The organism is Caballeronia sp. LP006 (genome assembly GCF_031450995.1).
Taxonomy (GTDB): Bacteria; Pseudomonadota; Gammaproteobacteria; order Burkholderiales; family Burkholderiaceae; genus Caballeronia.
Window position 1 is genome coordinate 500,668 of the sequence record NZ_JARTVW010000004.1, and the last position, 12,029, is coordinate 512,696.

The 12,029-nt window shown below is 59.3% G+C and carries 12 protein-coding genes; 5 read left to right on the forward strand and 7 right to left on the reverse strand.

What is annotated here, in order from left to right:
* Positions 1–8 precede the first annotated feature (8 nt).
* Positions 9–1,325 carry an MFS transporter gene (locus P9250_RS12395; protein WP_250467056.1) on the reverse strand — a complete coding sequence of 439 codons (1,317 nt, stop codon included), beginning with the start codon at positions 1,323–1,325 and terminating at the stop codon, positions 9–11.
* A 185-nt stretch (positions 1,326–1,510) separates the two neighbouring features.
* Here P9250_RS12395 and P9250_RS12400 point away from each other — a divergent pair, with 185 nt between their 5' ends.
* Positions 1,511–2,416, forward strand: coding sequence for a LysR substrate-binding domain-containing protein (locus P9250_RS12400; RefSeq protein ID WP_250467058.1), 906 nt, complete (start codon positions 1,511–1,513; stop codon positions 2,414–2,416).
* Between the two features lie 19 nt (positions 2,417–2,435).
* Here P9250_RS12400 and P9250_RS12405 read toward each other — a convergent pair whose 3' ends face one another.
* The 3 genes from P9250_RS12405 to P9250_RS12415 all read right to left on the reverse strand — a co-directional run bounded on the left by P9250_RS12405 (position 2,436) and on the right by P9250_RS12415 (position 5,842).
* The gene (locus P9250_RS12405) at positions 2,436–2,837 is read right to left on the reverse strand and encodes a hypothetical protein (RefSeq protein WP_250467060.1); all 402 of its coding nucleotides are present in this window, start codon (positions 2,835–2,837) and stop codon (positions 2,436–2,438) included.
* Positions 2,838–3,599: 762 nt separating this feature from the next.
* Positions 3,600–5,123: a HAMP domain-containing sensor histidine kinase gene (locus P9250_RS12410; protein ID WP_310393295.1), complete on the reverse strand. Its 1,524-nt coding sequence runs from the start codon at positions 5,121–5,123 to the stop codon at positions 3,600–3,602.
* A 5-nt stretch (positions 5,124–5,128) separates the two neighbouring features.
* Positions 5,129–5,842, reverse strand: coding sequence for a response regulator transcription factor (locus P9250_RS12415; RefSeq protein ID WP_244829660.1), 714 nt, complete (start codon positions 5,840–5,842; stop codon positions 5,129–5,131).
* Between the two features lie 153 nt (positions 5,843–5,995).
* On the opposite strand from P9250_RS12415, the gene msrB reads away from it, so the two are divergent.
* Genes msrB through msrA form a run of 3 tightly spaced genes read left to right on the forward strand, consistent with a single transcriptional unit; the run spans position 5,996 to position 9,073 of the window.
* Positions 5,996–6,493 carry a peptide-methionine (R)-S-oxide reductase MsrB gene (gene msrB, locus P9250_RS12420; RefSeq protein ID WP_310393297.1) on the forward strand — a complete coding sequence of 166 codons (498 nt, stop codon included), beginning with the start codon at positions 5,996–5,998 and terminating at the stop codon, positions 6,491–6,493.
* Between the two features lie 43 nt (positions 6,494–6,536).
* A complete protein-coding gene (locus tag P9250_RS12425) occupies positions 6,537–8,342 on the forward strand; it encodes a cytochrome c biogenesis protein DipZ (protein ID WP_310393299.1) in 1,806 nt (601 codons plus the stop codon).
* Between the two features lie 17 nt (positions 8,343–8,359).
* Positions 8,360–9,073 (forward strand): peptide-methionine (S)-S-oxide reductase MsrA, encoded by a 714-nt coding sequence (gene msrA, locus P9250_RS12430; RefSeq protein ID WP_310393300.1) that lies wholly within the window; start codon positions 8,360–8,362, stop codon positions 9,071–9,073.
* A gap of 5 nt (positions 9,074–9,078) precedes the next feature.
* On the opposite strand, the gene P9250_RS12435 is transcribed toward msrA, so the two are convergent.
* Positions 9,079–10,197, reverse strand: a complete 1,119-nt coding sequence (locus P9250_RS12435; protein ID WP_310393302.1) for an aminotransferase class I/II-fold pyridoxal phosphate-dependent enzyme — start codon at positions 10,195–10,197, stop codon at positions 9,079–9,081.
* A 96-nt stretch (positions 10,198–10,293) separates the two neighbouring features.
* Between P9250_RS12435 and P9250_RS12440 the strand changes: the two genes are divergently transcribed.
* Positions 10,294–11,187, forward strand: a complete 894-nt coding sequence (locus P9250_RS12440) for a LysR family transcriptional regulator ArgP (RefSeq protein WP_310393304.1) — start codon at positions 10,294–10,296, stop codon at positions 11,185–11,187.
* Between the two features lie 3 nt (positions 11,188–11,190).
* Here the strand turns inward: P9250_RS12440 and P9250_RS12445 are convergent, their stop codons facing one another.
* The gene (locus tag P9250_RS12445; protein ID WP_309849164.1) at positions 11,191–11,568 is read right to left on the reverse strand and encodes a DUF427 domain-containing protein; all 378 of its coding nucleotides are present in this window, start codon (positions 11,566–11,568) and stop codon (positions 11,191–11,193) included.
* A 106-nt stretch (positions 11,569–11,674) separates the two neighbouring features.
* Positions 11,675–12,013, reverse strand: a complete 339-nt coding sequence (locus P9250_RS12450; protein ID WP_244829652.1) for a DUF4148 domain-containing protein — start codon at positions 12,011–12,013, stop codon at positions 11,675–11,677.
* Between the last annotated feature and the right edge of the window lie 16 nt (positions 12,014–12,029).

A 12,029-nucleotide genomic window follows, 5' to 3' on the forward strand; every position in this document is an offset into this window, starting at 1 on the left:
AACTGCTTTCATCGGTCCGTGCGACGGCGGCTATTCACCAACGCAGCCGGTATCGTAAAGACCATGAGGGCGCCTATCACGCAACTTACCGCAAGACCAAGCACACCATTACCGGTCGAACCCGAATGCGTTTGGATGATGCCAATCAGCCACGGGCTCACGACACCCGAGATGCTGCCCACCGAATTGGCAAGCGCGAGCCCTGCGGCTGCCGCACCGCCGCTGAGAATCGCGGGCGGCAAGACCCAGAACTGCGAGATGGTCGTGACCACGCCCATGGTCGCAATCGTGAGCGCGATCATGCCGAAGAAGGTCGAGTGCGCATACACCACGCTGAAATACAGACCGATTGCGCCGACAATGCCCGCGCCCGCCAGATGCCAGCGACGCTCGCCGAGCTTGTCCGAGCTATGACCGACTGCCAGCATGGCGATGGCGCCGGCCGCATATGGAATTGCCGTCAGGAGACCGATGTTGAGCGGATCGGAAACGCCGCTTGCCTTGACGAGCGTCGGCAGCCAGAAGCTCACGCCGTAGAGGCCCATCGTGAAGAAAAAGTAAGTCACGCTCAGCAGCAGCACCTTGGGATGCAAGAGGCCATCCTTCACGGAATGCAGTGCATGTGCGGGCTTCTCATCGCGAAGATTCGCTTCGAGCATGGCCTTTTGCGAGTCACTGAGCCACTTTGCATCGGCGACTTTATCGTCGAGATAAAAGAACGCGACGATACCGAAGAGCGCGGTCGGAATGCCTTCGAGCAGAAAGAGCCATTGCCATCCCGCAATGCCGTGCATGCCGCCCATATGACTCATGATCCAGCCCGACAGCGGTCCGCCAACGACGCCCGACATCGGAATGCCAGTCATGAAGAGCGCGGTCACCTTGCTGCGCCGCGAGGCCGGAAACCAGTACGTGAGGTAGAGCAGGATGGCTGGAATGAAGCCAGCTTCGGCCACACCGAGCAAAAAGCGCATGATGTAGAAGCTCGTCGGGCTGGTCACGAACATCATGCCGGCGGAGATGACACCCCACGTCACCATGATCCGCGCAATCCAGCGTCGAGCGCCTACGCGCAAGAGGATCAGATTACTTGGTACTTCGAACAGAAGATAGCCGATAAAGAATACGCCCGCCCCGGCTCCATAGACCGCTTCGCTGAAATGCAGATCATTGAGCATCTGCAGCTTGGCAAAGCTCACGTTGATGCGATCGAGATAAGCGCAGAGATAACACACGAAAAGAAATGGCAGCAGGCGCCATGTCACCTTTGCATAGGTGGACGATTCGTCGCCCGCCAGGTACGCAACCGGACTATGGGAACTCATTGTTGTGTCTCCGTTGTGGGGCAGGTGCGGCGTCGCATGCATCGCGTGCCTCTTGCCGGTGTCGTGGCCTTGGACGACCGTTATGGATATGTCTCGACGGCTTCCATGTTCGTGGCGCGCACAACGAAAGACAAACGATGCCTGTTCATAGAACCATGACACGCATTCATGCATAAGGAATTGCCATGAGGCGCATCCCCAACTTCGTTCTCTTGCGCGCATTCGAGGCGGCCGCGCGGCTGGAGAGCTTCACGCTTGCCGCAAGCGAACTGCACCTCACGCAATCGGCCATCAGCCATCAGGTGAAGGAGCTGGAGCAGTACTTCGGCAGGCCGCTTTTTCATCGACGCAACCGGCGGGTCGAGACGACCTCCGAAGGACGCCGGCTTCATGAGAGCCTTGGACGCGTGTTCGATGTGATCGAAGCCGCGTGTGGTGAGGTCGCGCTCGAACCCCAGGCGCAAGTGCTAGCCGTGCACTGCGCACCGAGCTTCGCGGCGAAGTGGCTCGCGCCCCGTCTGCCCGAGTTCATGAGCGAGCATCCGATGGTGACCATTCGCCTATCATCGGATGCGGAGCCGGCCGATCTCGCGCGCGTGCGTGAAGTCGATGTCGCGATCTCTTATGGCTTCGCGCATGAGCGTCCCGGTGTGATCACGCGCGCGCTCGGAGCGGAGCGCATCGTGCCGCTTTGTTCGCCTGCGCTCGTGCGCGACGACGTGCCCGTTGCCGAGCAGATCCGCAAGCTGACGCTCATCGACTCGCAACTCAGCCGCGTGACCTGGCCGGGATGGTTTGCATTGAACGAACTGGAAATGCCGCGCGGGCCGAGACCATCGTTCGACCGTGCCGCACTCGCGATATCGGCGGCGGCGGATGGCATGGGTGTCGCGCTGGAAACGACACGGCTCGCCGAACGCGAGCTTGCGCGTGGCGATTTGATTGAACTCGGGGCAGGCATCTTCGCGCCGCTTGCGAGAGAAACGCACTTCCTTTCCTATCGCGTAACCGAGCGCAATGTCGAAAAGGTGAAATGCTTTCGCGACTGGGTGCTGATGAAAGCAGGCCTCGACGAAACCGTCGAAGCCTGAGTGAATCGAGCCGCTTGTTTCAGGCTGCGATAGCCTGCTTCTCGCCTTTTTCCTCGATTGCTCGCGCATGTTCGAAAACGCGCTCGCGCTCACGCGCAACCAGCGCCCGTTTGCGCGCGAGAGTTTGTCGCTGATACTTCGGGTCGCCCATCAAGGTGACGTACTCGTTGTATCGATGCCTGAGATAACGCTGGAAAAATTCAGCGCCGGGCAGGCCGCAATCAAGCGCCATAAGCACGCCGTAGTCCATATCCCTTAGATCGGCCAGGGCGCTTATGGCCGTTTCAAGCGCGGCGTAGCGTTCTGCGAGCGGTAAGCCTTTACCGCATAACGCGTGAAAGCGTTGATAGGGAAATACACAGCCATGCGACGCGCAGCGCCGCAAAGCTCTCGCAAGCCGTAGACTCAGTTCGGTTTCCACATGCCCTCCCTGTCTGTTGCGCGGATCGCAAGCGCAAGATTTCGCCGCCATTATTCGAGCTATCGAGAATGGCGAACCTTTGCCTGAAAATCATTCTTTAAGCCAAGAAAACGCGCGGCATTCACTTCGGGCCGCATTTTTTCGCGATTAGAACGGCGAAAAAATACCATGCAGGCATTTGCACTGGCTTACGGAAATAAGCTTGACACGCAATATCCCATAGTGTGCGTGCCCGTTGCCAAAGATCGAGATGGAAAGCACAACGTTGTCGATTGCCAATGCGCCTAAAGAAAACCAGGCGCAAAAAAGACTTAATAAGGTAACGGGTGACCGCTTTGAGACTCGGAGCGCTAGTTTAAACATGCAGATGCAGTACATGCTAGCAAACATATTGTCGAATACCAAGAAAACTTTTGCCGAGGAAAGTACCAATGGCTTACACGAAAATGTCATCCGGAATGTTTTGCTTGCTGCATCTTAGACGCGTGCGCCAAGGTTCATGATTATGCGGGGAATAAGACGAAGGCCGGAGGTCTGCTTTAGAAAATGACCTGACTAAAAACGTCACCAATGTCGACTGCGCCGCAGGCGATCTTAAGGATGGTTTAAGCGTTCGGGGCTAAAACCATCACGAAACACGTTCAGTCAAGCAAGGTCCACGCGGATGGTCAAACCGGGCAACGCTCAAAGCGCTTTGCTTCAGGCTTAAGAGCGTAGGTGATGACCGTCCCATTTGGCCCGGCAGCGATGCCGGGCTCTTTTTTAAGCGTTTTTATTCGATGGGTCGGGCAACTGCGGAGCATGCTCGTCGCTCCTGGCACTGCTTGCGGGAAGCTCGAAGCTAAACGCCGCGCCCGCTTGATCCAAATCGATGAGTCGAATCTGGCTGCCATGCAACTGAAGCATGCGCTGCACGATCAGCAAGCCAAATCCGCCGCGATGCCTGCCTCCCGAAGCGAAAGCGCGCTGAAAGAGCACGCCGCGCACGTCGGCTGGAATGCCGGGACCTGTATCGCTTACCGTGACTTCCACGTGGCCGTTTGAATGTGCAAGCCTAACTGTGACCGTACCGCCTTCCGGCGTGTGATAAATCGCGTTGTCGAGCAAATTCGTGAGGATTCGCTCGATCATGCCAAGATCAGCCGATACATTAGGCAGGCGCGGCTCGATATGCGCATCAAGTCGCACTTTGCGCGCATCGGCGGGCAGTTCGAATTTCTCGAACACATCTTGCAGCAGATCGGCGAGCGAGAACGACTCCGCTTCGGGATGCACCATGCCGTGTTCAAGCCGCGCTAGTTCAAAAAGCGATTGCGCGAGATGCCCGACCTTCGCGCTTTGCGCAAGTGCGATCGACAGATAACGGCGACGGTCTGTGTCGGCAAGTACATCGGCCTTGAGCGAAAGCGTTTCCAAGTAGCCATGCAAGGAAGAAAGCGGCGTGCGCAAGTCATGTGAAATATTGACGACGAGTTCGCGTCTTTCACGATCCTGCCGCTGCAATTCGCGCCATTGTTCGCCAATGCGCGCGGCCATTTGGGAAAAGGCGCTTTCGAGCACCACGATTTCGTCCCGCTCGTTCTCGCGTGCCGCCACGTGCAACGGTACAGGCGATGGCTCGGCCGATGCCCCGCTTGCGTCGAACCTGCGCATGGCATCGGTCAAGCGGCGCAACGGACGCGTAATGAGCCCGAAAGCGATCACGCCCGCAACGAGTCCGAGCAAGGTCACGAGTCCCATGGACAGAAGCGTGGTGCGCAAGACCGCGCTCGCCGAGGCTTTCGCCGCAAGCTCGTCGTGCTCTTCGCCAAGCAAAACCACATAGACATAACCGAAAGGCGGCTTGCCGGGCGTGGCAAGCGCCGCGGCGCTAAAGACTTTGCGCTTGTCGATGCTGCGTGGATCGTCGCCCAGAATAGGGAGCGGCGCGCCATTGATCAGACGATGCACGGGCGCAAGATCGACACGATCGCGCTTCAGATGACCGGGAGGCGCATCGTCGGCACGAACGCGGCCTTCGTTGTCGAGCAGGTAGACTTCGACGCTCGGGTTCACCACCATCAACTGGCTGAAGAGACGGCGCACGGCGGGCGCGTCGATATCGCCTGCGTCCATGAGCGCGCCATCGTGGGCGATATGCGCAGCGAGCCCGCGCGACAGGCTCTGAATGACTTCCTTCTCGCGCAAATCGCTTGCGCGAATCTGCAACCATGCCGATGCGCCGCAGCATGCAAGCAGCAGCACGCAGAACACAGCGAAAAGCCGTTGCGACAGGGTGAGCTTCATGAACTTCACGATGCGCTGTCCGTCGCGAGTTTGTATCCGCGTCCCCAGACGGTCACGATGCGGGCAGGCTCGGTGGCATCTTTTTCGACCTTGGCGCGCAAGCGGTTGATATGCGTATTGACCGTGTGCTCATAGCCTTCATGCGCATAACCCCAAACCGCATTGAGCAGATCCATGCGGGAAAATACTTTACCGGGATGTTGGGCGAAGTAATAAAGCAAATCGAATTCGCGTGGTGTCAGTTCTATGCGCAGCTCATCTACCCACGCTTCGCGCGCAAGCGGATCGATAGCGATACCCGCGACTTCGAGACGGCCTGTATCCAGGCGCGAATTCTTGGCGACTGCATCCACGCGACGCAAAAGCGCCTTCACTCGCGCCACCAGTTCAAGCACCGAAAAAGGCTTGGCAAGATAATCGTCCGCACCGAGTTCGAGACCGAGAATGCGATGCACCTCGCTGGAACGCGCGCTAGTAATGATGATCGGGGTATAGCGCGTCATGGCGCGCGCACGCCGGCAAATTTCGAGGCCATCCACGCCGGGCAGCATCAGATCGAGAATCAACGCATCCCATCCGCCTTGTTCGAGCAAGCGCAAGCCCTCGGCGCCATCCGCGGAATGCACGACCTCATAGCGCTCGTCGCGCAGATGCAGGCTCAGCACATCGGCGATATGCATGTCGTCTTCCACGATCAGAATGCGTTTAGGCTGGTCCATGAGGAAATTCAAAAGAATTAAAGCGCTAGCCCGGATATTGTGCAGAAAAGCGGCGCGGCCAAGTATCACATTTAATTTAACTTTCGGTGAGGACTCGGTAAGCCGCGCACGCCTAAGATGGGGCTCATCTGATCGAGCGAAGGAAAAGACATCATGCTAGACCGCCGCCGCTTTCTGCTGACGGGCACCGCTGCCGCAGCCGCGTTTGCCTTGACAGGCCGTCTGCGTGCGCTGGCCGCGCCCTCGCCGCAAGAGAAGTTCGAAATCACGCATGGCGACGACGAATGGCGTCGCATGCTCGATTCCATGCAATACGACGTCCTGCGTCGCGAAGGCACCGAGCGGCCCTACACGAGTTCGTTGAATGGCGAGCATCGGGCCGGCACTTTCTCGTGCGCGGGTTGTGCCCTTGCGGTGTTCTCTTCAAGCACCAAATTCGAAAGTCACACCGGATGGCCGAGCTTCTGGGCGCCGCTCGATCACGCTATTGCCACGCGGCAGGACGGCTCGTTCGGCGTCTTGCGCACCGAAGTGCATTGCCGCCGCTGCGGTGGACATCTGGGCCACGTGTTCGACGATGGACCCAAGCCGACCGGTCTGCGCTATTGCATGAACGGCGTCGCGATGAAGTTCACCGCTGGCGCTGCTTGATTGGCCACCTCAACGCTTATTAACTTTCTAAAAAGACACGACCATGCTGCTCATCGTTCTCGCCTATCTCGGCGGCGCGCTGACGATACTCAGTCCGTGCATCCTGCCTGTCCTTCCCTTCGTGTTTTCTCGCGCGGATCAGCCGTTTGCTAAAAGCGGCTTGCCGTTGCTGCTCGGCATGGGCATCACGTTCGCGTTGGTGGCGACGCTCGCCGCGCTTGGCGGCGGCTGGGCCACGCAAGCAAATCAATATGGACGCTGGGCCGCCATCGCGCTTCTCGCCGTATTCGGACTTGCTTTACTGTTGCCGCGCCTGGCCGATCGCATCATGCATCCGCTCGTCAGCGCCGGTAACCGACTGACGGCTTTCGCCCAGCGCGGCGATGGCAAGGCGAGCTTCGGCGGCTCGTTCCTGCTCGGCATCGCAACGGGTCTTCTGTGGGCACCGTGCGCAGGTCCGATTCTCGGACTCGTGTTGACGGGTGCCGCATTGAACGGCGCAAGCGTAGGCACCACGCTGCTCCTGCTCGCTTATGCCGCGGGCGCCGCGACTTCGCTTGCCGTGGCGCTGCTCATCGGTGGCCGCGTATTCGCCGCGATGAAGCGCTCGCTCGGCGCGGGCGAATGGATACGGCGCGGCATCGGCGTCGCGATGCTTGCAGGCGTCGCCGCTATCGCATTGGGCCTCGATACGGGCGTGCTTGCAAGGGTATCGACAGTAGCGACGGCGGGCATCGAACAAAAGCTGGTCGACCGGTTTTCGCCTCGCAATAACGCCATGAAAGCCGCTAATACCACTGCCGATGCCGATGCACCGCGCATGATGCGCGCGAGCGCGGCGCCTTCGACTGCGCCGACGGCTTCGTTGCCCGTGGAAGGCACGCTGCCCTCGCTCGATGGCGCGGTGCAATGGCTCAACACGCCGCCGCTCACGAAGGACGCGCTGCGCGGCAAGGTCGTGCTCGTCGACGTGTGGACGTATTCATGCATCAATTGCCTGCGTACCTTGCCTTATGTGAAGGAGTGGGCAAAAAAGTATCGTGACCAAGGGCTCGTGGTGATCGGTGTGCATGCGCCTGAGTTCGCGTTCGAACGAAACGTCGACAACGTGAAGAAAGCCGTGCATGACCTGGGTGTGGACTATCCGGTAGCCATTGACAATAACTTTGCGATCTGGCGCGCGCTCAACAATGAATATTGGCCGGCGCATTATTTCGTGGATACCGAGGGCAAGATCCGCTATCACCATTTCGGCGAGGGCGACTATGCGCATTCGGAAGAGGTGATCCGCCAGTTGCTGGCGGAAGCGGGTCACGGTAATGCACCCGTGACGAAGCAGCCCGACACCAACGAAGATATCGCGGTACAAGGCGCGATGATGCAAGCCGATAACGCGGACGTGCGCTCACCCGAAACCTATGTTGGCTATGCGCGCGCCGAGCAGTTCATGTCGCCTGGCGGCCAGACGCAGGATCGTGTGCATGACTATGCCCCGCCCAAGGCGCTCGATGTGAACGACTGGGGTGTTGCCGGCCCGTGGAAGATCGGCTCCGAGCACGCGACGCTCGCGGGCAAGTCGGGACGAATCGTTTATCGCTTCCATGCGCGCGATCTGCATCTCGTGCTCGGGCCTTCGCCGGATGGCAAGCCCGTACGCTTTCGCGTCAGTATCGACGGCGCGCCTCCCGGTGCTTCGCATGGTAGCGATGTCGCAGCCGATGGAAGTGGTACCGTGACGCAAGAGCGCCTTTATCAACTCGTGCGGCAAGCGGGGCCTGTCAAGGACCGCACGTTTAGCATCGAATTTCTGGATTCGGGTGTCGAGGCTTATGCCTTCACCTTTGGTTGATTCATCGAGGAGCCATCATGGCGAATAAATTCAGCAAGACAGGCAAGGCCCTTAGCGTGGCTGCGCTGGCTGCAGGTGCTTTCGCGTTGCAGCAAACCGCGCATTCGAGTGAAGACGCCAAGGTCATTCCTGCACCCGCGCATGACGAGAGCGTAGGCGCCACCCACACGGAGACGGCGGTATTTGCCGGCGGTTGCTTCTGGGGCGTGCAAGGCGTGTTTCAGCACGTGCGTGGCGTTAAGGAAGTCGTCTCGGGCTATACGGGCGGCAATGCCGATACCGCTCAATACGAGCGCGTAAGCGAAGGCGATACGGGCCATGCGGAGTCGGTGCGCATAACCTACGATCCTGCCGGAGTGACTTATGGCCGGCTCTTGCAGATTTTCTTTTCGGTCGCGCATAACCCCACCGAGTTGAATTACCAGGGACCGGATCACGGCACGCAATATCGCTCGGCAGTCTTTCCGCAAAATACGACTCAGCGCAATGTCGCTACCGCATATATCGCGCAACTCGATGCGGCGCATGTTTATTCCGGCAAGATCGTGACTCATGTCGAGAATTACAAAGGCTTTTATCCGGCCGAGGCTTACCACCAGAATTACTTGACCGAACATCCGGAAAGCACGTATATAGCGATTAACGATCTGCCTAAGGTGGGAAATCTCAAGCAATTATTCCCGCAGGCTTATAGAAACGACGCGGTGCTCGTGGCGGTCGCATCGAAATAAACGTCTTAGCACGGTGCGCGCGTTTCGAGCCAGGCGTCGACGTAATCGAGAACGGCAGGCATATTCCGCCTGCCGAAGCCAATGCGAAAATGTGCGTCGCCGTAATCGAGCAAGGTCGAAGGAAGCAGCAGCACGCCCGTGTCCTGCAGCAACTCGGCGCAAAAGCTGCTGGCGCGCTCCTGCCTGAGCCGCACGAAGCCGATCGTGCCCGCACGCGGCCGATGCCATTCGAAATTCATGGCGTGGCGTGCCATGAATTTATCAAGCACCCGTAGATTTTCACGGACGATAGAGACATTCCGCTCGATGAGCGTGCCCGAATGACGCGCGGCGATGGTTGCAAGATACTCGCTCGGCGCGCTGTTACTAATCGTCAGATAGTCCTTGAAGATGCTCATGCGTTGCAGCACTTGGGCGCTTTGCGTTGCAATCCAGCCGATGCGCAAGCCCGCCAGTCCATGCGTCTTCGATAACGCACCGAGCGTGATTGCACGCTCGTAGACATCGCATGCGGCGGGAAGGCGGTCGGCACAGTCGTGTTCGAGGCCGCGATAGACCTCATCGCTGAAGAGCCACAGTCCGTGCTTGCGCGCAAACGAAACGGTAGCGTCGAACACCTCGCGCGATGGCAGATACCCGGTCGGATTGTGCGGCGAGCAAAGGACGATGGCGCGCGTTTGCGGCTTCAGCAGCGCTTCGAGATCGGCCGGATCGAGCGCCCAGCCGCCCGCTTCGTTTGCTCGCCACGGCGATACACTTACGCCCAGCGCTTCAACCACCGAGTAATGCGATTGATAGCCGGGCATGTGCACGATGACATGATCGCCCGCCTCAAGCATCGTGTTCATGAACAAAAAGATCGCTTCCTGAGCGCCCGTATGCACGATGATCCCGCTTGCATCGATGCACTCATACATGGCCGCCAGCTCGGTTCGCAAGTCCGATGCGCCCGGATATTCCGTGTAGCCGAGCCAGGTATCGAACAAGCCGTCGCTTGCTTGCGGTTCGAGCGCGAGCAGGTCACGCACCGACATCGATTCGGGATCGGAACTGCACAGCAAATGCCGTGCGGTGAATTCGTGCTGTGCGAAGTAACGTTCCAGCTTGAAAGGTGTGGGATTCATGGCGTGGGCTTGATCATGGTCGACGAAAGCCGTAGTCTCTCGCAGTAAAGGCCCATGAAGCCAGCTAATCTTTCTAAGTTCGATTAAGGAACGCTAATGCTCGACTACGCCTCGCTCGATGCCTTGCTCGCGGTCGTTCGCACCGGTTCGTTCGAGCGCGCGGCAGCGTTATTGAGCGTCACGCCTTCGGCTGTCTCGCAGCGCGTGAAGTTGCTGGAAGAACGCGTGGGCAGCCTGCTCGTGCGACGCGGACAGCCGTGCGAGGCAACCTCCTCAGGCGCGCTATTGTGCCGCCATACCGAACGCGTGCAATTGCTCGAAGCCGAACTGGGCGGTCGCATGCCCACACTACCCGGCACGACGAGCGGGAGCCGCGCCAAGCTGCGCATCGCGGTGAACGACGACAGCATGAGCACATGGTTCATCGACGCCACCGCTGACTTCTGCATCGAACATGCGCTGTTGCTCGATGTGGTCGTGGACGATCAGGATCACACCGCAGAGCGTATCCGTGCGGGCGATGTACAAGGCGCCGTCACCACGCAAGCCGATGCCGCACCGGGCTGGCGGTCGGTCAAGCTTGGTCGCATGCGTTATCGGGCTGTGTGTTCGCCCGGTTATTTCAAGCGCTATTTCGCGGAAGGACTGACACGCGAGGCATTGCGTCGCGCGCCGTGTGTGAATTTCAACGAGAAGGACGAATTGCAAAAGCGCTTTGTTCGCCGCGTTGTTCGTGCCGATATTGCACCGCCCGCGCATTTCGTTCCGCACGGCGAAGGTTTCCTGCGCGCGTGCACGTCCGGACTTGCATGGGGCATGTGCCCGCAGCGGCTGGTCGAGTCGCGGCTCGAAAGTGGCGAACTGGTCGAGCTAGTGCCGGGGACGCGACTCGATATCGATCTTTACTGGCAAAGCTGGCGCTTGGCCTCGGGCTGGCTCGACGACTTCACCGCCGAGCTACGCGCCCGGGCGAAGTCGTCGCTGAGTTGAGTCTTAAGCGCCCTGCTTTTCGATGGAATCGACACGGTCGGGATAAAACGCGAGATGGTCCTTGATACCGGCGACGGCATCGTAGGGTTGCTCGTAGGTCCAAACGGCGTTGACGCCTTTTTCGCCCAGGCTCGTGATGCTGTAGTAGCTGCAAACGCCTTTGTAAGGACAGTACGTCTCGTGCGAAGTGCGCGTGAGTTGCGACGTGTCGGCGTCATCGCGCGGCAGATAAAGCACCTCGCCATATGAAGCTTCGCGCAAAGATAGCGCTTTGCTGGTATCGACGATTACGCGGCCACCCGCCTTCACAACGACATGCGCGGGACTGGGCTGGACAGTAATCGGATGATCGGGACCGGGAATCTTGACGGTACGTTCCATGGCTTCTTCCTGCCGTTTTCGAGGGGAAAGCCATGGTAGCGCGGTTGTATGAACCGCGCAGAAACGGACGGCGGTAGCGCCGTTCGAGCGCTACCGCGAGCATCGCTTAGTGGCCGAAATAGGTCGGCTTGGAGCCGTCGTTATTTACGGGCGGCATGGCGCGCGAGCCGGTGGATGCGCGGTAATAATCCGAGCCGCCATAAGCGCTATCGTTGGCCGACGCTGCACCATTCTGGCGCGCGGCGCGGCCTTCGGCGGCCTGTACATCGGCCGGATACGTCGTGCGGTCGCCTGCCGCGGGGTTATAGCCCGCCGCTTCGACCTGTTGCAGGTCTTGCTTGACTTGCGAGCGCGTCACGGCCGAATTGGTGTCCGACTGAGCGAAAGAAAGAACCGGCGCCACCACAACGGCAGCAACGGCCACGACTTTGATGATCGACTTCATGGTGAACCTCCGGGAG